This window comes from Nonomuraea coxensis DSM 45129, from assembly GCF_019397265.1.
Lineage (GTDB): Bacteria > Actinomycetota > Actinomycetes > Streptosporangiales > Streptosporangiaceae > Nonomuraea > Nonomuraea coxensis.
The window spans coordinates 7,928,791-7,952,342 of sequence record NZ_CP068985.1; the positions used below are offsets into that span (position 1 = coordinate 7,928,791).

General features: G+C 72.2%; 20 protein-coding genes. 12 read left to right on the forward strand and 8 right to left on the reverse strand.

All coding sequences use genetic code 11. From position 1 onward, the window contains the following. Positions 1 to 20: 20 nt before the first annotated feature. The gene (locus tag Nocox_RS37145) at positions 21 to 1,673 is read left to right on the forward strand and encodes a fumarate hydratase (protein WP_020545122.1); all 1,653 of its coding nucleotides are present in this window, start codon (positions 21 to 23) and stop codon (positions 1,671 to 1,673) included. Between the two features lie 63 nt (positions 1,674 to 1,736). On the opposite strand, the gene Nocox_RS37150 is transcribed toward Nocox_RS37145, so the two are convergent. Beyond that, entirely contained in the window at positions 1,737 to 1,931 is a 195-nt protein-coding gene (locus tag Nocox_RS37150; RefSeq protein WP_020545123.1) for a DUF5999 family protein, read from the reverse strand. Between the two features lie 561 nt (positions 1,932 to 2,492). Here Nocox_RS37150 and Nocox_RS37155 point away from each other — a divergent pair. Genes Nocox_RS37155 through Nocox_RS37165 form a run of 3 tightly spaced genes read left to right on the forward strand, consistent with a single transcriptional unit; the run spans position 2,493 to position 6,679 of the window. After that, positions 2,493 to 3,614 carry a serine/threonine-protein kinase gene (locus Nocox_RS37155; RefSeq protein WP_026214751.1) on the forward strand — a complete coding sequence of 374 codons (1,122 nt, stop codon included), beginning with the start codon at positions 2,493 to 2,495 and terminating at the stop codon, positions 3,612 to 3,614. Positions 3,615 to 3,649: 35 nt separating this feature from the next. Further along, positions 3,650 to 5,260 carry a serine/threonine-protein kinase gene (locus Nocox_RS37160; RefSeq protein ID WP_051112662.1) on the forward strand — a complete coding sequence of 537 codons (1,611 nt, stop codon included), beginning with the start codon at positions 3,650 to 3,652 and terminating at the stop codon, positions 5,258 to 5,260. 30 nt (positions 5,261 to 5,290) lie between these two features. Beyond that, on the forward strand, positions 5,291 to 6,679 hold the full coding sequence (locus tag Nocox_RS37165) for a class II fumarate hydratase (RefSeq protein ID WP_026214752.1): 1,389 nt from the start codon (positions 5,291 to 5,293) through the stop codon (positions 6,677 to 6,679). Here the strand turns inward: Nocox_RS37165 and trpD are convergent. Then, entirely contained in the window at positions 6,676 to 7,755 is a 1,080-nt protein-coding gene (gene trpD / locus Nocox_RS37170; RefSeq protein ID WP_020545125.1) for an anthranilate phosphoribosyltransferase, read from the reverse strand. The genes Nocox_RS37165 and trpD overlap by 4 nt on opposite strands. A 238-nt stretch (positions 7,756 to 7,993) precedes the next feature. On the opposite strand from trpD, the gene Nocox_RS37175 reads away from it, so the two are divergent. From Nocox_RS37175 to Nocox_RS37195, 5 genes are read left to right on the forward strand one after another with little or no spacing between them, the layout of a single operon-like run. Beyond that, positions 7,994 to 8,746, forward strand: a complete 753-nt coding sequence (locus tag Nocox_RS37175) for a 3-hydroxybutyrate dehydrogenase (protein WP_020545127.1) — start codon at positions 7,994 to 7,996, stop codon at positions 8,744 to 8,746. Then, positions 8,731 to 10,614 (forward strand): helix-turn-helix domain-containing protein, encoded by a 1,884-nt coding sequence (locus Nocox_RS37180; protein WP_020545128.1) that lies wholly within the window; start codon positions 8,731 to 8,733, stop codon positions 10,612 to 10,614. Before Nocox_RS37175 ends, Nocox_RS37180 begins: the two co-directional genes overlap by 16 nt. 31 nt (positions 10,615 to 10,645) lie before the next feature. Next, positions 10,646 to 11,920 (forward strand): MFS transporter, encoded by a 1,275-nt coding sequence (locus tag Nocox_RS37185; protein WP_020545129.1) that lies wholly within the window; start codon positions 10,646 to 10,648, stop codon positions 11,918 to 11,920. Beyond that, positions 11,917 to 12,915, forward strand: coding sequence for an alpha/beta fold hydrolase (locus tag Nocox_RS37190; protein ID WP_020545130.1), 999 nt, complete (start codon positions 11,917 to 11,919; stop codon positions 12,913 to 12,915). The genes Nocox_RS37185 and Nocox_RS37190 overlap by 4 nt, the downstream gene beginning before the upstream one ends. After that, positions 12,915 to 14,069 (forward strand): alpha/beta hydrolase family protein, encoded by a 1,155-nt coding sequence (locus tag Nocox_RS37195; RefSeq protein ID WP_020545131.1) that lies wholly within the window; start codon positions 12,915 to 12,917, stop codon positions 14,067 to 14,069. Before Nocox_RS37190 ends, Nocox_RS37195 begins: the two co-directional genes overlap by 1 nt. Here Nocox_RS37195 and Nocox_RS43455 read toward each other — a convergent pair. Further along, entirely contained in the window at positions 14,062 to 16,056 is a 1,995-nt protein-coding gene (locus Nocox_RS43455) for a glycosyltransferase family 2 protein (protein WP_084685778.1), read from the reverse strand. The genes Nocox_RS37195 and Nocox_RS43455 overlap by 8 nt on opposite strands. 93 nt (positions 16,057 to 16,149) lie before the next feature. After that, entirely contained in the window at positions 16,150 to 16,854 is a 705-nt protein-coding gene (locus Nocox_RS37205; RefSeq protein WP_246649668.1) for an aggregation-promoting factor C-terminal-like domain-containing protein, read from the reverse strand. Between the two features lie 283 nt (positions 16,855 to 17,137). On the opposite strand from Nocox_RS37205, the gene Nocox_RS37210 reads away from it, so the two are divergent. From Nocox_RS37210 to Nocox_RS37220, 3 genes are read left to right on the forward strand one after another with little or no spacing between them, the layout of a single operon-like run. After that, on the forward strand, positions 17,138 to 17,812 hold the full coding sequence (locus tag Nocox_RS37210) for a response regulator transcription factor (RefSeq protein WP_026214755.1): 675 nt from the start codon (positions 17,138 to 17,140) through the stop codon (positions 17,810 to 17,812). A gap of 13 nt (positions 17,813 to 17,825) precedes the next feature. Continuing rightward, a complete protein-coding gene (locus Nocox_RS37215; protein ID WP_020545134.1) occupies positions 17,826 to 19,238 on the forward strand; it encodes a sensor histidine kinase in 1,413 nt (470 codons plus the stop codon). Beyond that, positions 19,235 to 19,750 carry a hypothetical protein gene (locus Nocox_RS37220; protein ID WP_020545135.1) on the forward strand — a complete coding sequence of 172 codons (516 nt, stop codon included), beginning with the start codon at positions 19,235 to 19,237 and terminating at the stop codon, positions 19,748 to 19,750. Before Nocox_RS37215 ends, Nocox_RS37220 begins: the two co-directional genes overlap by 4 nt. Here Nocox_RS37220 and phoH2 read toward each other — a convergent pair. The 4 genes from phoH2 to Nocox_RS37240 form a co-directional block, all read right to left on the reverse strand. Then, on the reverse strand, positions 19,740 to 21,065 hold the full coding sequence (gene phoH2, locus Nocox_RS37225) for an RNA 5'-3' helicase PhoH2 (RefSeq protein WP_026214756.1): 1,326 nt from the start codon (positions 21,063 to 21,065) through the stop codon (positions 19,740 to 19,742). The genes Nocox_RS37220 and phoH2 overlap by 11 nt on opposite strands. A 207-nt stretch (positions 21,066 to 21,272) precedes the next feature. Further along, a complete protein-coding gene (locus Nocox_RS37230; protein ID WP_020545137.1) occupies positions 21,273 to 22,034 on the reverse strand; it encodes an isoprenyl transferase in 762 nt (253 codons plus the stop codon). A 51-nt stretch (positions 22,035 to 22,085) separates the two neighbouring features. Further along, positions 22,086 to 22,577, reverse strand: coding sequence for a hypothetical protein (locus Nocox_RS37235; protein WP_157383239.1), 492 nt, complete (start codon positions 22,575 to 22,577; stop codon positions 22,086 to 22,088). Between the two features lie 77 nt (positions 22,578 to 22,654). After that, entirely contained in the window at positions 22,655 to 23,533 is an 879-nt protein-coding gene (locus Nocox_RS37240) for a DUF7064 domain-containing protein (RefSeq protein ID WP_020545139.1), read from the reverse strand. Between the last annotated feature and the right edge of the window lie 19 nt (positions 23,534 to 23,552).

Sequence of the window (23,552 nt, forward strand, 5' to 3'; positions counted from 1 at the left end):
GGCCGGACGAAAGGATGGACATGGGCGAGTTCGACTACACCGACCTGCTGCCGCTGGGAGCCGATGAGACCGAATATCGGCTGATCACGACGGAGGGGGTGCGGAAGGTCGAGGCGGCCGGGCGGACGTTCCTGGAGGTCGAGCCGGAGGCCCTGCGGCTGCTCACCGAGACGGCCGTGCACGACATCTCCCACTACCTGCGGGCCTCCCACCTCGCCCAGCTCAGGAAGATCATCGAGGACCCCGAGTCCAGCGGCAACGACCGCTTCGTGGCGCTCGACCTGCTGAAGAACGCCTCCATCTCGGCCGGCGGCGTCCTGCCGATGTGCCAGGACACCGGCACCGCCATCGTCATGGGCAAGCGCGGCCGGCACGTCCTGACCGACGGGCGCGACGCCGAGCACGTCGCCCGCGGCGTGTACGACGCCTACACCAGGCTCAACCTGCGCTACTCCCAGATGGCCCCGCTGACCATGTGGGAGGAGAAGAACACCGGCACCAACCTGCCGGCCCAGATCGAGCTGTACGCCGAGGACCCGCACGGCCACCCCGACGAGTACAAGCTGCTGTTCATGGCCAAGGGCGGCGGCTCGGCGAACAAGTCGTTCCTCTACCAGGAGACCAAGGCCGTGCTCAACGAGAAGCGCATGATGGCCTTCCTGGAGGAGAAGATCCGCTCGCTGGGCACCGCCGCGTGCCCGCCGTACCACCTGGCGATCGTGGTGGGCGGCACCTCGGCCGAGTACGCGCTGAAGACCGCCAAGTACGCGAGCGCCCGCTACCTCGACTCGATCCCCACCGAGGGCTCGCCCGCCGGGCACGGCTTCCGCGACCTGGAGATGGAGGCGAAGGTCTTCGAGCTGACGCAGAAGCTGGGCATCGGCGCGCAGTTCGGCGGCAAGTACTTCTGCCACGACGTGCGCGTCATCCGCCTGCCGCGGCACGGGGCGTCCTGCCCGGTCGCCATCGCGGTGTCGTGCTCCGCCGACCGCCAGGCCCTCGCCAAGATCACGCCGGAGGGCGTGTTCCTGGAGCAGCTGGAGACCGACCCGGCGCGGTTCCTGCCGGAGACGACCGACGAGCACCTGTCAGACGACGTCGTACGGATCGACCTCAACCGCCCGATGCCCGAGATCCTCGCCGAGCTGACGAAATATCCGGTCAAGACCCGGCTGTCGCTGACCGGCCCGCTCGTCGTGGCCCGCGACATCGCGCACGCCAAGATCGCCGAACTGCTGGACGAGGGCGGCGAGATGCCGCAGTACCTGAAGGACCACGCCGTCTACTACGCGGGCCCGGCGAAGACGCCCGAGGGGTACGCCTCCGGCTCGTTCGGCCCGACGACGGCCGGCCGGATGGACTCCTACGTCGAGCGCTTCCAGGCGGCCGGCGGCTCGATGGTGATGCTGGCCAAGGGCAACAGGTCGAAGCAGGTGACCGAGGCGTGCCAGAAGTACGGCGGCTTCTACCTGGGCTCCATCGGCGGCCCGGCGGCCCGGCTGGCCCAGGACTGCATCAAGAAGGTGGAGGTCCTGGAGTACCCGGAGCTGGGCATGGAGGCGGTGTGGAAGATCGAGGTGGTCGACTTCCCCGCCTTCATCGTCGTTGACGACAAGGGCGACGACTTCTTCACCGACCGCACGGGACCCGTGCTGTCGATCGGCCGTCGCTGAGGAACGGCGGAGGAGGTGCCGGGTGGGGGGTTTCGCCGCTCGGCACCGGCGGGCGAGGGGTTGTCAGGCGGCGAGCTGCATGGGCTCCCGGTGCGGCGGCACCACGGTGCCGTCGGGCAGCAGCAGGCCGGTGTCGTCGAACAGGACGACTCCGTTGCAGAGCAGGCTCCACCCCTGGTCGGGGTGGGCCGAGATGACGTGCGACGCCTCACGGTCAGGCGCGTCGGCACTGGGACAGGCCGGATAATGACTGCACATCGCGCACCTCTCTGATTGCGCTCCGACGATGTGTCGTGGGTGGGCATGAGTCGTGGGTGACAGCTTCAGAACGGGAGCGGGCGGCCTGACGGCGTGCGAAGGTCGAGCGCCGGGGCGCTCGGCTTCCTCGGCCGGCGGCGGACCTGGATCTGGCGCATCTTCATCACGTCCTTCGCGTGGCCGTCTGCGGTGCGTCGCGGACCCGTCGCTCCGGTTCGTTCCGGCGATGGCCCGCTGTTTTCGGCTTTACCATGCGCCCGCCCCCTTACGGCACCCTTACAACTCGCTGACCGACCCCTGTTTCCCCTGCTGGCCGGCCGTCGGTTGAGCTGAACGTCCCCTACAAGGCATCATGCCCGTTTTCTGGACGGATGAGTGTGCCGGCCGGCACAGACCGTGGCCGCGCGGTCTCGACGCCAGAGGGACACTCGTACTACCTTCGGACAGAGGCCCGGCACAGGTTTGCTGACGTGACGAGTCAGGCAGGTTGACTTAAGTTCGCAACAATTTATCGGCCGCGCCTCTACTGGTCGGTTTACACAAATAGGTAAGCTGCCAGGCATGCGTGCGCCCTCCGGTTACCTTCTCGCCGCGCGCTATCGGCTTGTGGAGCCGGTCGGTCGCGGCGGCATGGGCACCGTCTGGCGGGCACACGACGAGCTGCTCAACCGCTACGTCGCGGTCAAGGAGGTGCGGCTGCCCTCCGTCCTCGACGAGGAGCTGCGCGCCGAGCTGTGCGCGCGCACCGAGCGCGAGGGCCGGGCCACCGCGATGGTGGCGCACCCGTCCGTCATCACGGTCTTCGACGTCGTCACCGAGGACGACCGGCCCTGGATCGTCATGGAGCTGCTGCGCGCCAAGTCGCTGGAGCAGCTCATCCAGGAGGAGGGCCCGCTGGAGCCGCGCCGGGCCGCCGAGATCGGCCGGCAGATCCTGGGCGCGCTGCGCGCCGTGCACGCCAAGGGCATCCTGCACCGCGACGTGAAGCCCAGCAACGTGCTCGTCACCGAGGACCGCGCGGTGCTGACCGACTTCGGGCTGGCCGCACTCGAAGGTGACGTCTCCATCACCCAGGCGGGCATCGTTCTCGGGTCCGCGGGTTACATCGCTCCAGAACGGGTGCTCGGCTCGAAGGCCAGCCCGGCGGCCGACCTGTGGTCGCTCGGCGCGACGCTCTACACCGCGGTCGAGGGCCGTGGCCTGCACGGCCGCCGCACGGCCGCGGCGGCGCTGGCCGCGCTGACGAGCGGCGAGCCGATCCCGATGACCAAGGCGGGCCCGCTCGCGCCGGTGCTCGACGCCCTGCTCAGGATCGATCCACACACCCGGCTCGACTCGGTGCGCGCCTCGCTCATGCTGGCCAGGGTCGCGGCCGGAGGCTCGGCGGAGGAGCCGCTGGCCCCGCGCAGGCCGCCGCGTGCCGCTCAGGGGCGCTCGGGGCAGGGCGTCACGCCGCCCGCCTTCGCCCGCCGGCCCGCGCACCGGGGGATGCACCGGGCCGACGTCACGAACTCCGCCCCGGTGAGCGTTCCCCGGCAGGAACGCCGCCCCGGCGAGGGCGTCCACCGCAAGCGCGTGGAGCAGCGGGAAACCCCGTCTGCTTATGCCCGTCTGAAAGCCACGGTGATAAAGTTGTGCCTTCCTCGGCGGTTCTGGCCAAGAGAACTTCGCAAGCGAGGGTAAAGCACTTCCCAAGCGAGAATCGATATCTTCTTCGTATGCCGGAACAGCAGACACGCCTGCTCGCGGAGCGTTACGAGCTCATCGCCCCGCTGGGCCGGGGCACCATGGGCACGGTGTGGCGCGCGCGCGACCGCGCGCTCGGGCGCGAGGTGGCGGTCAAGGAGATCCGCCATGACCCGGGGCTCACCGAAGAACAGCGGACCGAGCTGCGCGAGCGCATGGTCCGCGAAGGCCGCATCGCCTCCCGGATCAACCACCCCGCCGTGGCCGCGATCCACGACGTCCTCATCGACGACGGCAGTCCGTGGATCATCATGGAGCTCGTCGAGGGCCGCTCGCTGGAGCAGGTCATCGAGGAGGAGGGGCCGCTGCCCCCGCGCCTGGTGGCCGAGATCGGCGTCGACCTGCTCGGCGCGCTGCGGGCCGCGCACGGCCAGGGCATCACGCACCGCGACGTCAAGCCGGGCAACGTGCTCATCACCGAGAACGGGCGGGTGGTGCTGACCGACTTCGGCATCGCCAAGGCCGAGGGCGACTCGCGGCTCACCAAGACGGGCATGGTGATCGGCTCGCCGGGCTACACCGCCCCGGAACGTGCCAGGGGCGAGTACACCGGGCCCGAGTCCGACGTCTGGTCGCTCGGGGCCACGCTGTACTTCGCGGTGGAGGGGCGGCCGGCCTACGAGCGCTCCACGATCGCCGAGACGCTGGCGGCGCTGCTCACCGAGAGCGCCGACCCGCCCACGCAGGCGGGGCAGCTGCGTCCCGTGCTGAACGGCCTGCTCAACAAGGACTACCGGCAGCGGCTCAACGCCGCCAAGGCGGAGACCCTGCTCCGCATGGTCGCCGACACCCCGACGAGCGAGATGCCGGTGATCACGGCCGAGGCTCTGATGGCTCAGGAGGTCGCGTTGCCCGACCCGTTCGCCAAGAACTCCCCGGCGAGTTCCCCGGCGGGGCCTGCCGGGCAGCCGCAGCCGCCCACGGCGGCGCCGCAGGGCCCGCGCGGCCCAGGGGCGCCGGCCCCCGGCCCCAAGGCGCCCACGGCACCGCAGAGCGCCGCCCAGGGCCAGCCACAGGGCCGCCCGCAGGGCCGGCCGCAGGGCCGGCCACCGGGTCAGCCGCAGGGTGGTCCCCAGGGCGGCCCCTCGCAGGGGCCTCGCGCGGGAGCTCCGACGGGCCCGCAGCAGGCGCCGGGCAACGCCTTCGGGTCCTCCGGGGAGGGCTACGACCCCGACCGTACGGTCAGCGTGGCCCGTCCGAAGGGCCCGTTCCCCACGCCGCCTCAGCAGCCGCCGGCCGACGAGGGCTCGATCAACACGATGCGCATCCAGTCGCCGATCGGCTCGCCCGGCCAGCAGGTCTACCCGCCGGCCGGCCCCCCGTCCGGCGGGCGGCCCGGCCCGGCGCCGAACCAGGCTCCCCCGCAGCAGCCGCCGCAGCCCGGCGGCCCGCAGTTCGGCCCCCAGCAGGGCGGGCCGCAGGTCCCCTTCGAGGGCCAGGGCCTCGGCACGGACCTGTTCTCCATCGCGGGCCCTGAGGAGCAGCAGACGGGCAACCGCAACGGGATGCTCGTCCTCATGGCGGTGGCCGCCGCGGCCGCCGTCGTCATCGCCGTCCTCATCGTGGCCCTCTTCAGCAGCTGACCCCGCCCGTCGCGGGTAAGACTGGGAGTCATGAGCGAGTTTCGCGTTGAACATGACTCGATGGGCGAGGTGCGCGTGCCGGCCGGGGCCAGGTGGCGCGCGCAGACCCAGCGGGCGGTGGAGAACTTCCCGATCTCTGGGCGGCTTCTCGAGCCGTCCCACATCGCCGCGCTGGGCCTGGTCAAGGCGGTCGCCGCCGAGGTCAACGGCGAGCTGGGCGTGCTCGCCGCAGACCTGGCGGAGGCGATCGCGCAGGCGGCGGCCGACGTGGCCGACAACGAGCACGACGACCATTTCCCGATCGACGTCTTCCAGACCGGTTCCGGTACCTCGTCCAACATGAACGCCAACGAGGTGATCGCCGCGCTGGCCGAGGAGCGGCTGGGCCGCCCGGTCCATCCGAACGACCACGTGAACGCCTCCCAGTCGTCCAACGACGTCTTCCCGACCTCGATCCACGTGGCGGCGGCCACCGAGGTGACCTTCCACCTGATCCCGTCGCTGCGGCACCTGGCGGAGGCGCTGCGGGCGAAGGCGGCCGAGTTCGCGGGCGTGGTGAAGGCGGGGCGCACCCACCTGATGGACGCCACGCCGGTGACGCTGGGCCAGGAGTTCGGCGGCTATGCGACGCAGGTCGAGCACGGCGTCGTACGGGTGACCGCCGCCATGGACCGCGTGCTGGAGCTGCCCCTGGGCGGCACCGCCGTGGGCACGGGCATCAACACGCCGCCGGGGTTCGCGAAGGCGGCCATCGCCAAGCTGCGCGAGGCGACCGGCATCCCGTTCACCGAGGCGGCGGACCATTTCGAGGCGCAGGGCGCGCAGGACTCCATGGTGGAGCTGTCCGGGCAGCTCAAGGTGGTGGCGGTGTCGCTCAACAAGATCGCCAACGATCTCCGCTGGATGGGCTCGGGCCCGCGCGCGGGGCTGGGCGAGATCAACCTGCCCGACCTGCAGCCCGGCTCGTCGATCATGCCGGGCAAGGTCAACCCGGTGATCCCCGAGGCCACGGCCATGGTCGCGGCCCAGGTGATCGGCAACGACGCGGCGATCACGTTCGCGGGGGCGTCCGGCTCCTTCGAGCTGAACGTGCAGCTCCCGGTGATCGCCCGCAACGTCCTGGAGTCGATCCGGCTGCTGGCGAACGTCTCCCGCCTGCTCGCCGACCGCTGCGTCACCGGCATCACGGCGAACGTCGAGCGCCTGCGCGAGTACGCCGAGTCGTCCCCGTCGATCGTCACCCCGCTCAACAAGTACGTCGGCTACGAGGAGGCCGCGCGGATCGCCAAGCAGGCCCTGGCGGAGCGCAGGACGATCCGCGAGGTCGTCGTCGAGCGCGGCCACGTGGCCGACGGCACCCTGACCGAGGAGCAGCTCGACGCCGCGCTCGACGTGCTGTCGATGACCCGGCCCGGCTAGGCCGTACGGGTGGCGTGGCCCCAGCGGGTGAGCAGGGAGAGCGCCGCGCCGGAGTCGACGGCGTCGGCGGCCCGCTTGTAGGCGCCGGCGAGGGCGGGCACGAGCTCGTTGGCGCGCGGCGCGCCCTCGGCGGCCACCACGGCGGCGGCGGCGTTCAGCAGGACGATGTCGCGCACCGGGCCGCGCTCGCCGGCGAGCACGGTCCGCGCGACGGCGGCGTTGTGCCGGGCGTCGCCGCCCCGCAGGTCCTCGGGACGGGCGCGGGCGATGCCCAGTTCGGCGGGGTCGAAGGCGGTGCGGGTGACGGAGCCGAGCCGGACGACCCAGATGGTCGAGGGGCCGCAGGTGGTGAGCTCGTCGAGCCCGTCGTGGCCGCGGAAGACCAGCGCCGAGCCGCCCCGCGCGGCCAGCACGCCGGCGATGACGGGCGCCATCCGCTGGTGGAACACCCCGACCGCCTGCGCGGGCGGCAGGGCGGGGTTGGTGAGCGGGCCCAGGAAGTTGAACACGGTGGGCACGCCCAGCTCGCGGCGCGGCCTGGAGGTGCGCCGCAGCGCCGGGTTGAACACAGGGGCGAAGCAGAACGTGATGCCGAGCTCCTCGGCGATGTGGACGACGGCGGCGGGCGGCAGGTCGATGACCACGCCCAGCTCCTCCAGCACGTCGGCGGCGCCGGACCTGGAGCTCGCGGCCCTGCCGCCGTGCTTGACGACCTTGACGCCCGCCGCGGCGGCCACGATGGCGGCCATGGTGGAGACGTTGACGGTGTCGGCCCGGTCGCCGCCGGTGCCGACGAGGTCGACGGGGTCGCCGGAGACGCGGATCGCCGCCGATCTGGTCAGCATGCCGTCGGCCAGCCCGGAGACCTCCTCCACGCTCTCGCCCTTGGCGCGCAGCGCGACCGCGAACGCGGCGATCTGGGCGTCCGTGGCCTGGTCCGACATGATCTGCTCCATCACCCAGGCGGTTTGGCGCGAGGTGAGCGACACCCCGTCGAGGAGCAGGGACAGCAGTTCGGCCCAGGTCTTCCTGACGGCCTTGGCCGAGGTGGCGGCGGAGGTGGCGGTGCTGGTCACGCGAGGCGCCCCTTTCGTGAAGTGCTCGACGGGGGCGCGTACGGATGCCGGCGGCCGCCTCGTCGAGGCGGCCGGGTGCGTGTGCGCTGGAGGTCCGCCTAGGAGGCGGGCCACCACTGCTGCGCATACGCGATCATGTCGCCCACCGTATCAGACGGGATGATCCACATACCGGAGCGCTCATCTATGTCGTCCGCCCCCATGCGGGCCGGTCCGGGAAGCGCCTAGGGTGCGGAGTATGGCGAAGGAGCTGACGGGGCGCACCGCGCTGGTGACGGGGGCGGGCAGCGGCATCGGGGCGGCGTGCGCCCGCAGGCTGGCCGCCGGCGGCGCCCGGGTGCTGGTCGCGGACCTGCGGGCCGAGTCCGCGGGGAAAGTGGCCGCCGAGGTGGGCGGCGTGGCCGTGGTGGCCGACCTGTCCGATCCCGGGTTCGTCGCGGCGCTGCCGGACGAGCCGGTCGACATCGTGGTGAACAACGCCGGGTTCCAGCACGTGGCGCCGATCGAGGAGTTCCCGCCGGAGGTCTTCTCGGCCATCCTGCGGGTCATGGTGGAGGCGCCGTTCCTCATCGCGCGGCGGGTGCTGCCCGGCATGTACGAGCGCGGCTGGGGCCGGTTCGTCAACATCTCGTCGGTGCACGGGCTGCGGGCGTCGCCGTACAAGTCGGCGTACGTCACGGCCAAGCACGCGCTGGAGGGCTTCTCCAAGGTCGTGGCGCTGGAGGGGGCGGCCCACGGGGTGACCTCGACCTGCGTCTGCCCGGCGTACGTGCGGACGCCGCTGGTGGAGGCGCAGATCGCCGACCAGGCGCGGGTGCACGGGATCGCGCCCGAGGAGGTCGTGGAGAGCGTCATGCTGCGGCCTGCGGCGGTCAAGCGGCTGATCGAGCCGGAGGAGGTGGCCGAGCTGGTCGCCTACCTGTGCGGCCCCAGCGGCTCCTTCATCACGGGAGTCTCCCTTCCCATGGACGGGGGGTGGACGGCCCGCTGATGTCCCGCCGTTATCTGGAGCTGCTGGCGCGTGAGGCGTCGGCGGTGGAGTTCGAGGGGCCGATCGTCGAGGCGCGGGCCCGGGGGGCCGACGCGGCCGAGATCGAGGAGCTGGAGCAGGCCAAGATCGAGGCGCTGAGGGTGCGCGCGCTGCTCAGGCGGCGGGCCCGGCGCGAGGCCGAGCTGTCCGCTCTCTACGACACCGCCGGCGACCTCGCCGCCCTGCGCGACCTGGACGCCGTCCTGGAGGCGATCGTGCACCGGGCGAGGCAGCTCCTCGCGACGGACATCGCGTACATGACGCTGCACGACCCCGAGCGGGGCGACACGTACATGCGGGTCACCGACGGGTCGATCTCGGCCAAGTTCCGGGCGCTGCGCCTGGCGATGGGGGCGGGCCTCGGCGGGCTGGTGGCGCAGACGGCGACGCCGTACGCGACCGCCGACTACTTCGCCGACCCGCGCTTCCGCCACGAGGGCCACATCGACGAGGCCGTCGAGGAGGAGGGCCTGGTCGCGATCCTCGGCGTGCCGCTGCGGCTGGGGCAGCGGGTGATCGGCGTGCTGATGGCGGCCAACCGCAGCGCGCGGCCGTTCCAGCAGGAGGAGGTGGCGCTGCTGGCGAGCCTCGCGGCGCACGCGGCGGTGGCGATCGACAACGCGCGGCTGCTCCAGGAGACCAGGAACGCGCTGGAGGAGCTGTCGCGGGCCCACCGCACATCGCGGGCGCGCGGCGAGGCGGTGGAGCGGGCGGCGCTGGCGCACGACCGGATGACCTCGCTGGTGCTGCGCGGCGGCGGCATCGAGGACGTGGCGGCCGTGGTGACGGACGTACTGGGCGGCGCCCTCGCGGTCCTGGACGACCTGGGGCGCCCGCTCACGGGCGACGTGGGCGAGCTGGACGCGGGGGTGTTCGAGGCCGCGCAGGCGTCGCGGGCGCTCGGCCGGACGGTGCGGCGCGGTGAGCTGCTGGTGGCGTCCGTGGACGTCGGCGGCGAGCCGCTGTGCACGCTGGTGCTGCGCAGCGACGACGCCGACGAGCGCATCCTGGAGCGGGCGGCGCTGGTGTGCGCGCTGCTGCTGCTGTTCAGGCGGAGCGTGGCCGAGGCGGAGGGCCGGGTGCGCGGCGAGCTGCTCGACGACCTGATCGCCCGGCCGGACTCCCCCGGCCTCGCCGACCGGGCCAGGCGGCTCGGGGTGGATCTGGGGGCGCCGCACGTCGTCGTGGTGGTCAAGCACGGCGGGCAGCGGGAGCGGGCGGCGTTCTGGGCGTCCTCGCAGGCGGCGATCCGGCACGGGCTCGCGGCGGGGCGGGGCGACGAGGTGGTGCTGCTGCTGCCGGGCGAGCGTCCCGGCGCGCTCGCCGCGCGGGCGGCCGCCGAGCTGAGCGCGTCCCTGGGCCGGCAGGCCACGGCCGGCGCGGCCCTCGCGGCCGCGGAGGGCGTCGTCCCCTACGCCTACCAGGAGGCGCGGCGGTGCGCCGAGGCGCTGATCGCGCTGGGCCGGGCCGGGGAGGGCGCGAGCGCGGCCGAGCTGGGCTTCGTCGGGCTGCTCGTCGGCGACGGCCGCGACGTGCGCGGCTTCGTGGACCGGGTGCTGGGCGCGGTGATCGGCTACGACGCCCGGCGCGGCACCGCGCTGACCGACACCCTCGCGGCCTACTTCGGCACGGGCGGCTCGCCGTCGCGTACGGCCGAGGCCCTGCACATCCACGTCAACACGGTGACGCAGCGGCTGGACCGGGTCGGCCGGCTGCTCGGCGACGGCTGGCAGGAGCCGGAGCGGGCACTGGAGCTCCAGCTCGCCCTCCGGCTGCACCGCCTCGGCCACACATCCACCCGGCAGAGTGTGGGCCCCGACTCCATATGAGTGACGCCGGTCACTCCCTACCGTGACCGGCATGGCCACCTCCATCAAGAAGATCGTCGCCGCCAGCCTGATCGGCACGACCATCGAGTGGTACGACTTCTTCCTGTACGGCTCCGCCGCCGCCCTCGTGTTCAACCAGCTCTTCTTCCCCGAGTCCGATCCGCTGACCGGCACGCTGCTGTCGTTCCTCACCTACGCCGTCGGGTTCGTCGCCCGCCCGCTCGGCGGCCTGGTCTTCGGCCACTTCGGCGACCGGGTGGGCCGCAAGACCCTGCTGGTCGTCAGCCTGGTGATGATGGGGACGGCGACGTTCCTCATCGGCTGCCTGCCGACGTACGAGACCCTCGGCCCGGCCGCCGCGCTGGTGCTGACGGGGCTCCGCCTGGTGCAGGGCTTCGCGCTCGGCGGCGAGTGGGGCGGCGCGGTGCTCATCGTCTCCGAGCATGGCGACGACGCCCGCCGCGGCTTCTGGGCCTCCTGGCCGCAGGCCGGGGCGCCGGGCGGCAACCTGCTGGCCACGGGCGTGCTGGCGGCGCTGGCCGCCTGGCAGCCGGAGGAGACGTTCCTGGCGTGGGGGTGGCGGGTGCCGTTCCTGCTGTCGGGGGTGCTGGTGCTGATCGGCCTGTGGATCCGGCTGACGATCACGGAGTCGCCGGTCTTCCAGGAGTCGGCGCCGGAGGAGCGGGCGCCCATCGTGGGCGTGCTGCGCCACCACTGGAAGGACGTGCTCGTCGCCATCGGCGCCCGCCTGGCCGAGAACATCTCCTTCTACCTGCTCACCGTCTTCGTCATCACCTATGCCAAGACCGCCGGCGTCGAGAACTCGACCGTGCTGACCGCGGTGCTCATCGCCTCGGCGGTGCACTTCGTGACGATCCCGATGTGGGGCGCGCTGTCGGACCGGGTCGGCCGCCGCCCGATCTACCTGGCCGGAGCGGCCGGCATCGGCGTGTGGATCTTCGCGTTCTTCCCGCTGGTGGACACCGGCAACTTCCTGGCGATCACCGTCGCGGTCATCGTCGGCCTGCTGTTCCACGGCATGATGTACGGACCCCAGGCGGCCTTCTTCTCCGAGCTGTTCGGCACCCGGATGCGCTACACCGGCGTGTCGATCGGCGCTCAGCTCTCGGCCATCGTGGCGGGCGCGCTCGCGCCCATCATCGCGGTCGCCCTGCTGCGCGCGTACTCCAGTAGCCTTCCCATCTCTCTCTACCTCGGGCTGGCCGCGGTCCTCACGCTGGGCGCGGTCTACGCCGCCCGGGAGACCCAGGGCCGCGACCTGGCCGAAAGGATCCACACGCGATGAAGGTCACCACTCCCCGGCTCACCCAGAACGTCCTGACCGTCGAGGGCAGGGACGGCGGCGAGCCCGTGCTGTTCGTCCACGGCAACGTCTCCTCGGCCGCGTTCTGGCGCGACACGATGGCGGCGCTGCCGGACCGCTACCGCCCGCTGGCCGTGGACCTGCGCGGCTTCGGCGACACCGATCCTGCCCCGGTGGACGCCACGCGCGGCCTGCGCGACTACTCCGACGACGTGCTGGAGCTGGTCGAGACCCTGGGCCTGGCGCCCGTCCACCTGGTCGGCTGGAGCATGGGCGGCGGCGTGGTGCTGCAGGCCCTGCGCGACCGGCCCGCGGCGGTGCGGAGTGTCACGCTGGTCAACCCGGTCTCGCCGTACGGCTTCGGCGGCACCGAGGGCGCGGACGGCCGGATCACGCACCCCGACGGCGCGGGCGCGGGAGCGGGCGGCGCGAACCCCGACTTCGTGGCCCGCCTCCAGGCCGGCGACCTGTCGGAGGAGTCGCCCACCTCGCCGCGCAGCGTCTTCCGCTCCTCCTACGTGAAGCACCCGGTCCCCGACGAGGACTTCTACGTCCGCGCCATGCTGACCACCCGCGTGGGCGAGGCCCACTACCCGGGCGACGCGGTGCCGTCCGACGCCTGGCCCCACCTGGCTCCCGGCAAGAGCGGCGTGCTCAACACCATGTCCCCGACCTACTTCCGGCTGGACGACCTGCCGGAGATCGACCCCAAGCCGCCCGTCCTGTGGATCAGGGGCGCCGACGACGTCATCGTCTCCGACACGTCCCTGTTCGACCTGGCGCACCTCGGCGCGCTCGGCGTCGTGCCCGGCTCCCCCGGCACGCCCGCCCAGCCGATGGTGACGCAGACGCGGGCGGTGCTGGAGCGCTACGGCCCCTACCGCGAGGTGGTCATCGCCGAGTGCGGACACAGCCCGCACCTGGAGCACCCCGCCGAGTTCGGCCGGCTGCTGGCCGCCCACCTGGAGGAGGCGTGATGCTGGTCGCCCTCACCCTCGTCGCGAGCCTGCTGACGCCCGTCCAGCAGCCGCACCAGCAGCTCGCCGTGCCGGGCGCGGAGAAGCAGGTGGTCGCCCGCCTGGCCGACCTCACGACCGCGGGCACCGTGGCCACCGGCCACACCGACCCGGCCGACTGGGCCGGGCTGCACTCGGCCGCCACGGTCAACCCGACCGGGGTGCCGGGCACGCAGATCGACGGCTACTTCCCCGACACCTCCACCGGCAACGCCACGCACGGCTGGAACCACGACGCCCAGTTCGTGATCAGGCTGCCCGACCGCTGGAACGGCGGCCTGGTCGTCAGCGGCACCCCGGGCAACAGGGAGCAGTACGCCAACGACTACACGATCTCCGACTGGGTGCTGGCCAAGGGCTACGCCTTCGCCGCCACCGACAAGGGCAACGTCGGCACCGCCTTCCACGAGGACGGCCGCGCGCCAGGCGACGCCATCGCCGAGTGGAACGACCGCGTCACCCAGCTCGCCGTGGCCGCCAAGGCCGTGGTCCGCCAGCGGTACGGCAGGCAGCCCGCCCGCACGTACGCGGCCGGCATCTCCAACGGCGGCTACCTCGTCAGATGGCAGCTGGAGAACCGGGGCCACCTCTACGACGGCGGCGTCGACTGGGAGGGCACGCTCTGGCGGCTCAAGGGCGACAACCTGCTGAACGTCCTGCCGGCCGCGCTGAAGGCGTACCCGGACGAGGCCGGGGTGCGGGCGGCCGGGTTCGCGGCCGGGTCGGAGTTCCTGTGGCCCTTCCACCGGCAGTACTACTGGGAGCTCACCCAGGAGCTCTACCAGAAGGAGCTGGATCCGTCCTACCAGGGCGCCCCTGCCGACTACGACTACGACGCGCGCAGGCCGTACGCGGCCGTCGCCAAGATCGCGCTGACCGGCCGGATCACCAAGCCGCTCATCACGATCCACGGGACGCTGGACACGCTGCTGCCGATCTCCCGCGACTCCGACGTCTACGCCCGGATGGTCGGGCCGCACCGGCCGTTCCGCTACCACCGGATCGAGGGCGGCAACCACCTGGACAGCCTGGTGGATCTCTACCCCGACCGGCTCAAGCCGATGCTGCCCGCCTTCAGGAGCGCGTTCGAGGAGCTGGAGGCGTGGGTCAGGTGAGGTAGCGGTGCCGGCCCGCGCGCGCCAGGCGCACCACGTGCCGGACGCCGGGCAGCCGGCGGCCGAGCCGGTGCAGCGCGGTGTCCCTGCCGAGCGGCGAGGGCCGGCCCGGGTCCACGGCGGCGGACGGGCGCACCTCCACCCGTCCCCGCCGTACGGTCAGGGCGAAGCGCAGCCCCAGCTCCTCCTCGGCCGAGCGCAGCGACGCCAGCCAGGTGCCGGGGCCGAGGTGGTCGGCGGCCGGCCAGCGCCGCACCGGCAGCTTGGCCACGAGCTGCCCGGCGAGCTTCCCCGGCAGCCCGGCCTCGGCCAGCGCCGGGGCGCTCACCTCGCGCTCGCGGCCGTGTCCGGTGCTGTGCAGCACCAGCTCCAGGGGCGGGCCGCCGCTCGGCGGCACGTACGGCACCGGCAGCACGACGTAGGCGTGCCCGTCGAGCTGCTTGACCTCGGCCGCCGCGGACACGAGCGCGATCGACTCGGCGAACGAGCGTGGCTCGACGGCGAGCCCCAGCTCCCCCTGGTCGGACCAGCAGGGCACGACGAGCCGCATGCGGGGCCGCTGGGCGAGCACGCCGAGGCAGTTGAGCGGGCCCTCGGGCCGGCGCACCCGGCTTCTCGCCTGGTTGGCGCCGCCGTACATGCGGACGTGCAGCTCCCACTGGCCGGGCAGCAGCGGCTCGCCGTACGCGGCGCTGCTCACGTCGACCCTGGCCTCGGCCTTGATCTGCACGCGGGCCCTGCGGCGGCCCTCCTGGACCACCTCGACGCGCTGGGCCAGCGGCAGGAAGTGGATGACGCCGGTCGCGGCGTGGCGTACGTAGACCTCGATGCGGGCCCGTTCGACGGCGTCGCTCACGTTGGTGACGCTGGGGTTCAGCAGCTTGGCGTCGATGGAACGCGGCGGCACCCAGTGCAGGCGGGGGCCGTCCACGCGGTAGCGGTCGGGCCCGCCGTCGACGCCCTTGACCTCGACGGTGAGCCCGAGCACCAGGACGTGGGCGTCCCAGCGCACCTCCGTCAGCTCCGAGATCAGGCCGCCGCGGCGGGCCGAGGTGGCCAGCAGCACGATCTGGTCCAGGCGGCCCAGCCGGACGAACGCGGCCACGGCCCGGAGCTGGACGGGCAGGTGGCGGTCCAGCTTCTCGGGGAAGCGCTCCTCCATGAGCTGCTGGACGAGGCGGAAGTGCCGCCCCCGGTCCACGGAGGAGTCGGCGAACCTGCTGGTCAGCAGGGGCCGCAGGACGGCGTAGCGGTACCAGTAGGCGTACATGCGGTCGCGCTGGCGGCCCTCGCCGACGTAGGTGTCGATGTCGTCGAGCAGCGACCGCAGCTCCTGCGCCATCGCGTGCGGCTCCTCCTCCAGCCGGGGCCGCTCGCCGAGGTGGCAGCAGACGTGCTCGGCGAGCACCGCGATCACCTTGGCGTGCAGGTAGGCGCGCATGACGAACGCCTGCTCGGCCAGCCGTCCGCCGGTCACCGAGAAGCCGAGCTGGTGCTCCTCCAGGTAGGCCCGGCGGTAGAGCTGCTGCGGGCCGAGCACGCTGAGGAGGCGGTCGCGCAGGATGTCGGCGCGGGCGGTGCTGCGGGCGAAGGCGACCATCGGCGGGCCCGAGGCGCGCACCAGGCGGCCGATCAGCACGTCCGCGTCGGTCTCGACGGCCCGCTCGTACATGCGGGCGAGGGCGTCGCGCTCCAGGCGGTCGCCCTGGTCGAGGAAGAAGACGTAGTCGCCGCGGGCGTCGGCCAGCCCCACGTTGCGGCCACGGGCGGGCGAGCCGGTGCAGGGCAGGTGGAACGCCCGCACATGAGGACGGGCCGCGGCGATGGCGTCCAGGCGCTCCGCGGTCCCGTCCGTGGACCCGTCGTCCACGAGCAGCACCTCGACGTCGCCCGCGGGCATCGTCTGCTCCATGGCGGAGCGGATGGCCGCGTCCGCGGTGTCACCCGGGTTGTGGACATTGACGATCACGCTGACCTTCACACCCATGCGGCCAGCCTCCGCCCCGGCTCACGGTGGGGGCGCGGCGGCTTGCCGATTGCAGAAGGAAAGTTGACCTGTCCGGGCGGCTCTTCTGGAGGTCTAGTACCAGCCGACCCGCTGGGAGTGGCCCCAGGCGCCGCAGGGCGTGCCGTAGCGGCCCTTGATGTAGCCGAGGCCCCACTTGATCTGGGTGGCGGCGTTGGTCTGCCAGTCGGAGCCCGCGCTCGCCATCTTGCTGCCGGGCAGCGACTGCGGGATGCCGTACGCGCCGGAGTAGCGGTTCATGGCCCGCTCGTTCCAGCCGCTCTCCTTGTGCCAGAGCGCCTCCAGGCAGCCCCACTGGTCGGCGCCGAAGCCGAACGAGGCGAGCATGGCCTTGGCGGTGGCCTTGTTGCTGCCGGGCGAGGGGTTGGTGCCGGGCGGGAAGTTCTGGGCGGGGAAGCCGTCGCCGCCGGGGGCCTGCTTGGGCACCACCCAGGACAGCTCGTCCTTGTGGTCGTCGGCGCCGTCGCGGTTCTTCTTGAGCTGCGCGGCCCGGAACGCCTGCTCGGCCGCGGCCTTGAGCGCGTCGGTCTCGGGGTCGGGCGCCGAGAGGTCGCCGCTGGCCAGCTTGCCCATGTCCTCGATGGTGAACGCGGGGGTGACCGGCTTGTTCGCGTTGTCGATCGCGCGCAGGGCGACGAAGGCGCCGCCGCCGCCCACGACCGCCACGGAGACGACGGCGATGACGATGGTCTTGGGTCTGACGCGCCGCGACGACCGGCGTGCCGAGGGGACATCGGTTGTCGGGGGGCGCTCACTCAAACGCGGACCGGGGCTCACGATCCATGAGCTTGCCCTGTCCTGGGGGGTGCCGCGCAACCGAAACGCGGTAATCGCTTGGTGTCCCCTTGGCTAAGCAGCACGTTAGCGTGCTATTTCCGGATACTGTGAGATTAGTCACACTATGGAGACTCCCCTTCGTGCCCCCGTTGACCGAAGGGAAGCCACTTTCAGGGTTTCTGTCCTTCTTCCCGATGCCTTCAACACGACGTCACAGTTTGGTGACACAACCCGGCTATACAGGACATGGAACGATAATGTGCGCGTGGCAGGCATTCTCCTCGTCGAAGACGACCCCTCGGTCCGCACCGCTCTTGAGCTGGCGCTGACCCGTCAGGGGCACTCGGTGACGTCGTACGCGACCGGCGAGGAGGCACTCGACCACATCAGGGCCCGCCGCCCCGAGATCGCCATCCTCGACGTCATGCTCCCCGGCATCGACGGCATCGAGGTCTGCCGCCGGGTGCGCAAGCTCGACCAGCTCCCCGTCATCCTGCTCACGGCCCGCGGCGACGACCTGGACATCGTGGTCGGCCTGGAGGCCGGCGCCGACGACTACGTGGTCAAGCCCGTCGAGCCCCGCGTGCTGGACGCGCGCATCAGGGCCATCCTGCGCCGCGCCGAGTCCGCCGCCTCCGACCGCATCACCTTCGGCGACCTCGTCATCGACCGGGGCGCGCTCAAGGTCACGCTGGCCGGCAAGGAGATCCACCTGACGCCCACCGAGCTGCGGCTGCTGCTGGAGCTCGTCCGCCATCCCGGCCAGGTGCTCAACCGCCGCTACCTGCTGCGGGCGGTCTGGGACCACACGCACATCGCCGACTCCCGGCTCGTGGACGCCTGTGTGCAGCGCATCCGCGCCAAGATCGAGCCGAAGCCCGCCGAGCCGGTGTTCATCCACACCGTGCGCGGGTTCGGCTACCGCTTCAGCCCTCCGTGACCGTGATGCTTCCGTGATCCCTCTTCCCACCGGACTGCGCGCCCGGCTCGTCATCACGTTCACGCTCGTCGCCGTCACCGCGTCCATGCTCGTGGCCACGATCGGCTTCGAGCTGGCCAAGACCGCCCTGGTGACCAGGACCGAGCGGACCTCCATGGACCTCGTCGTACGGGAGCTCGGCGGGCTCGACTTCCCCGTCGGCCGGCTGCGGCCGGGCGAGGCCGCGCCCACCAGCAAGGAGCTCAACCACCTGGCCCAGACCCTGAGCGCCCCCGGCAGGAGCGTCGTGATCGAGTACGGCGACCTGGTCTCCGTCACCGGCCCGATGACCCTCCGCGACGTCCCCAACGAGCTCTACGGCCGGGCCAAGCAGAGCGTCGTGACCCAGCGCCGGGTGCTCAGGGGCGAGCTGTGGCTCATCGTCGGCACCGAGGTCCACCGCGCCACGAACGGCGTCCCCGAGGCCACCGGCCTGCGCGCCTTCGTCTTCTTCCCCATGCGCGCCGACGTCAGCCAGCTCGACACCCTCCGCGCCAGGCTGTTCCAGGGCGGCATCGCGATCGTGATCATCGCGCTGGTCGTGGCGCTGTTCTCGGCCCGGCAGGTGCTGCTGCCGGTGCGCCGGCTGAGCGCGGCCGCCCAGGCGCTCGGCGAGGGCCGGCTCGACACCCGCCTGCCGGTCCACGGCCAGGACGAGCTGGCCGGGCTGACCGCCAGGTTCAACGACGCCGCCGCGGCGCTGGAGCTGAGCGTGTCCGAGCTGCGCTCGCTGGAGGCCATGTCCCGCCGGTTCGTGGCCGACGTCTCGCACGAGCTGCGTACGCCGCTGACCGCCATGACGGCCGTGGCCGACGTGCTGTCCGAGGAGGCCGGCCGGCTGCCCGAGGCGCCCGCCGAGGCCGTCCGGCTGGTGCTCAGGGAGATCGAGCGGCTGCGCGAGCTGGTCGAGCACCTCATCGAGATCAGCCGCTTCGACGCGGGCACCGCCACGCTCAACCTGGAGCCGGTCAACGTGGCCGACGCCATCGGCGACTGCCTGGAGACCCGCGGCTGGAACGAGCAGGTCAGGGTCAACGCCTCCCAGGGGCTGACCGCCAACCTCGACCCGAGGAGGTTCGACGTGATCGTGGCCAACCTCGTCGGCAACGCGCTCAAGCACGGCGGCCCCCCTGTGGTGGTCAACGCCCGCAGCACCGAGAACGGGCTGGAGGTGAAGGTGCGCGACCACGGCAAGGGCATCCCGCGCGAGGCGCTGCCGCACGTCTTCGACCGCTTCTTCAAGGCCGGCGCGGGCCGGGCGCGCAGCCACGGCAGCGGCCTCGGCCTCGCCATCGCCCGCGCGAACGTGCACCTGCACGGCGGCACCATCTCGGTCCGGGCGCAGGAGCCCGGCACCCTCTTCACCGTCTGGCTGCCCCACTCGTGAGAGCCAGGACCTCCCTCGCGCTGCTCGCCTGCGTCCTGCTGGCCGCCTGCGGCATCTCCCCCACCGACGTGCAGGAACGCGGCAACGCCCCCACCGTGAGCATCCCGCCGCCGTCCAAGACGATCTACCTGATCAGGAACGGCAAGCTCGCGCGGGAGCCGGCCGACGTCGGGGACGACACGGTGGAGAGCCTGCTCGGCGCACTGTTCGCGGCGTCCGGGCAGCCGCTCGGCGACCGGGACACGGCGCTGCGCGGGTTCACGTACCTGCGGACCAAGGACTCGCTCAACCCCGTGCAGCGCGACGAGATGCAGCTCCCGCGCACGCTGACGCTGACCGTCTACATCAGGGGCTCGGCATCGCTGAGCGACCTCGGCAAGGCGCAGATCGTCTGCACGGCGCAGCAGGACGCGGCGTACGAGCAGGTCAAGATCGTCCGGGACAACGAGAACCGCCCCCCGAAGGACGAGGGGCGGTACACGTGCGGCGATCTCCGCGGCGCTACATCGTGATGTCCTCCAGCATCTCGGTGACCAGCGCGGCGATCGGCGAGCGCTCGGAGCGGGTCAGCGTGACGTGGGCGAACAGCGGATGGCCCTTGAGCTTCTCCACCACCGCCACCACACCGTCGTGCCGCCCGACCCGCAGGTTGTCGCGCTGGGCGATGTCGTGGGTGAGCACCACGCGGGAGTTGGCGCCGATCCGGCTCAGCACCGTGAGCAGCACCCCGCGCTCCAGCGACTGCGCCTCGTCCACGATCACGAACGCGTCGTGCAGCGAACGGCCGCGGATGTGCGTGAGCGGGAGCACCTCCAGCATGCCCCGGTCCAGCACCTCGTCGATCACCTCGGGCGTGGTGACCGCGCCCAGCGTGTCGTAGACCGCCTGCGCCCACGGGCCCATCTTCTCGCCCTCGGTGCCCGGCAGATAGCCGAGCTCCTGGCCGCCGACCGCGTAGAGCGGACGGAAGACGACCACCTTGCGGTGCTGGCGGCGCTCCAGCACGGCCTCCAGGCCCGCGCACAGCGCCAGCGCCGACTTGCCGGTGCCGGCCCGGCCGCCCAGCGAGATGATGCCGATCTCCGGGTCCATCAGCAGGTCGAGCGCGATGCGCTGCTCGGCGGAGCGGCCGTGCAGTCCGAACACCTCGCGGTCGCCGCGCACCAGGCGCACCGACTTGTCGGGCAGCACCCGGCCGAGCGCCGAGCCCTTGGCCGACAGCAGCCGCAGCCCGGTGTGCGTCGGCAGTTCCCTGGCCTCCTCGATGTCGGCGGTGCCGTGCTCGAAGAGCGTCTCGACGTCCTCGGCGGTGACCTGGATCTCGGCCATCCCGGTCCAGCCCGACTCGTGCACCAGCTCGGCGCGGTATTCCTCCGCGGTAAGGCCGATCGAGGCCGCCTTGACCCGCATGGGCAGGTCCTTGGAGACCAGCACGACGTCACAGCCCTCGGCGGCCAGATGACGGGCCACCGTCAGGATGCGCGTGTCGTTGTCGCCCAGGCGGAATCCGACCGGCAAGATGGACGGGTCGCTGTGATTGAGCTCAACCCTGAGTGTGCCGTCCCCAGTCGGCGTCGGCATGGGCTCGTCGAGCCTGCCGTGCCTGATCCGCAGATCGTCGAGGTAGCGCAGGGCCTGCCTCGCGAAATAGCCGAGCTCTGGGTGATGCCGCTTGGCTTCCAGCTCGGTGATCACGACGATCGGCAGGACCACGTCGTGCTCGGCGAAGCGGGTCAGGGCCGCCGGGTCGGCCAGCAGCACCGAGGTGTCGAGCACGTAGGTACGCTTGGCCGGCTGGGTCGTAGGGTTGCTCGAGGACACTGCCACACGTTCTCCCCCGGGCGCCCCACGTGCGGGCGCCCTGCAGACGAGGCGGGAATCGGACCGGACCCGCGTTCCCCGACCGCGAGACGCCGTCGGCGCCGGGTTCCGGCCCCCCTCGGCGAATCGTGGTGCAAAGGCGGGACCTCTCCGGAGTGTTCGACCTGTGGTCGGACACTTTCAACGTTACGTCCTCGATACCCGAATGTCGTGTCAAGAACCGTAACGTCGATGTCTCGCAGCGTAATCGCGCAGCGCCCGCAGGAAGTCGACCCTGCGGAAGTCGGGCCAGTAGGCCTCGTGGAAGTAGAACTCGGAGTGAGCGCTCTGCCAGAGCATGAAGCCCGACAGGCGCTGCTCGCCCGAGGTCCGGATGAGAAGATCCGGATCCGGCTGGCCGCGAGTGTAGAGATGCTCCGCGATGTGCTCCACATCGAGCACCTCGACGAGGTCCTCGATGCTCGCTCCCTTGCTCGCTTGCTCCTGGAGCAGTGAGCGCACCGCATCGGCAATCTCACGTCTTCCTCCATACCCAACTGCAACGTTCACAATCAGGCCCGGACGGTGTGATGACGCTTCTTTCGCGTTTTTGAGGACATTCGCCGTACGGTCCGGCAGCAGGTCCAGTGCCCCGACGGGGATGATCCGCCAGCCCTGGTCCACCAGCTCCCGCGTCACGTCCTCGATGATGCGGAGGAGCGGCTCCAGCTCCTCCCGCGGCCGGTTGAGGTTGTCGTTGGAGAGCATCCAGACGGTGACGACCTCGACGCCGGTCTCGCGGCACCAGCAGAGCAGCTCGGAGATCTTGTCCGCGCCCTTGCGGTGGCCCGTGGAGACGTCGCGCATCCCCATGGAGCGCGCCCAGCGGCGGTTGCCGTCGATGATGACCCCGACGTGCCGGGGAATGCTGTCCTTCGACAGCTCGGCCTCCAGCCGGCGCTCGTACAGCCGGTAGACCAGGTCGCGCAGGCCCACGGAGTGTCCTCCCCAGCGGTTGCCCTCGGTCAATGACCCAACAGGCAATTATCACCGCGTTTCGCCTGTGCCTGCTCCCTCTCTGGCATTCCTTGCCATATCTCTGCCTTCCAGACATCCTTCGGCCTCCTCCAGGAGACCTCGGACGAACGACGACAGCTCCGCCGAGGTCAGCACGGCCCGCATGCCGACGCCCGTGGCGCCCCACGCCTCCACGTACGCCCGCCGCGTCACCCGCCAGCGGCTCCCCTCCCACAGCGGGATCGTGCGCAAGCGGCAGCTCAGCTCGCCGCCGGACGGACCCGACCTGCTGCGGTAGCGGAAGGAGAACAGCTCGCCTTCCGGCTCGCCGCCGGGGAACCTGTCGTCGGGATCGGCCCACCGCCTGGCCGGGCCCCGGCCCGTACGGGCCTCGTCCACGCCGCGCGCCAGCCGGGTCAGCAGCCAGCCGCAGCGCTCCCCCACGCTGCCGTACGGGGCGCCGTCGCGGTGCAGCTCAAGGGTGACCTCGTACGGCTTGCCGACGCTGTCACGGCACGCCACGGGCGTGACGGTCAGATAGGATCCGTCGACGCAGCGCAGTCCCCCCATGCACCCCTGCGTTTCCCGGCCGATGACCCCTAAACCCAGACGTGGGAGCGCCATTCCGGCGGCTGGTGCCACTCCGTCCAGCCGTGGCCCGAACGCCCGTCCTCGGCCTCGAAACGGCACATCGCCCGCGGGAAGACCGCCGTCGCCCCCTCCGGCGAGGTCAGCGTCACCGGCGCGAACGCGACCGGCCGCGCGGTCACCGCCATCCCCGGCAGCCGCAGCACCGTGCCGGCGGGGCGGTCGCCGTCGAAGGAGGTCGCCGCCGCGAAGCCCTCCGCGTGCGCGGGCTCGCCGCCCGGCGGCACGGTGAACGCCGGCCAGGGCAGGTCGAGGCCCAGGTTGGCGCGCATGCCGTGCACGTACGTGCCGTCCGTCAGCCGGCCGCTGCTCCACATCCAGGAGATCGACCACCAGTCGCGCACGCCCCAGCTGTGGTCGCGCTCGCCGTGGCCGTGGAAGGGCCGGCCGCCGACCGTGCCGGTCACCACGCAGGGGACCTCGTAGCGCGGGGTGAGGGCGTAGCCGTACACGCCGCCCTCGGTGCGCCACTCCAGGTCGAGCGCGAGCGCGTCGGAGACCAGCCGGACCCCGGCCGCGCGGAACGGGTCGGCGATCCGCTGGGACGCCTCGTAGCCCGCGCCGCGGACGGTCAGGCCGGGATCGTCCGGCAGGGGCGCGTCGTGGTCGATCACGGACGCGACCAGGCCGCCGGGGGTGACCAGGCAGGCCCAGTACCAGGCGCGCCTCCAGTTGGGGTAGAGGCCGAGCCGCACGTAGCCGCCCAGCTCGCCGTCGTCCGCCACGAAGTCGAAGTAGTAGGACTCGTTCCACAGTGGCTCGCCGCCGGGCTCGTGGAGCCGCTCGTCCCGCTCGTCCAGGGGCCAGTCGCCCATGTTGACCACGCGCATGCCGCCTCCCAAGCGCATG

Excerpts from the sequence above, each read along its gene's own strand:
- Nocox_RS37145 (WP_020545122.1), top strand. The coding sequence starts at position 21 with ATGGGCGAGTTCGACTACACCGACCTGCTGCCGCTGGGAGCCGATGAG.
- Nocox_RS37150 (WP_020545123.1), bottom strand. The coding sequence starts at position 1,931 with ATGTGCAGTCATTATCCGGCCTGTCCCAGTGCCGACGCGCCTGACCGT.
- Nocox_RS37155 (WP_026214751.1), top strand. The coding sequence starts at position 2,493 with ATGCGTGCGCCCTCCGGTTACCTTCTCGCCGCGCGCTATCGGCTTGTG.
- Nocox_RS37160 (WP_051112662.1), top strand. The coding sequence starts at position 3,650 with ATGCCGGAACAGCAGACACGCCTGCTCGCGGAGCGTTACGAGCTCATC.
- Nocox_RS37165 (WP_026214752.1), top strand. The coding sequence starts at position 5,291 with ATGAGCGAGTTTCGCGTTGAACATGACTCGATGGGCGAGGTGCGCGTG.
- Nocox_RS37175 (WP_020545127.1), top strand. The coding sequence starts at position 7,994 with ATGGCGAAGGAGCTGACGGGGCGCACCGCGCTGGTGACGGGGGCGGGC.
- Nocox_RS37185 (WP_020545129.1), top strand. The coding sequence starts at position 10,646 with ATGGCCACCTCCATCAAGAAGATCGTCGCCGCCAGCCTGATCGGCACG.
- Nocox_RS37190 (WP_020545130.1), top strand. The coding sequence starts at position 11,917 with ATGAAGGTCACCACTCCCCGGCTCACCCAGAACGTCCTGACCGTCGAG.
- Nocox_RS37195 (WP_020545131.1), top strand. The coding sequence starts at position 12,915 with ATGCTGGTCGCCCTCACCCTCGTCGCGAGCCTGCTGACGCCCGTCCAG.
- Nocox_RS43455 (WP_084685778.1), bottom strand. The coding sequence starts at position 16,056 with ATGGGTGTGAAGGTCAGCGTGATCGTCAATGTCCACAACCCGGGTGAC.
- Nocox_RS37240 (WP_020545139.1), bottom strand. The coding sequence starts at position 23,533 with ATGCGCGTGGTCAACATGGGCGACTGGCCCCTGGACGAGCGGGACGAG.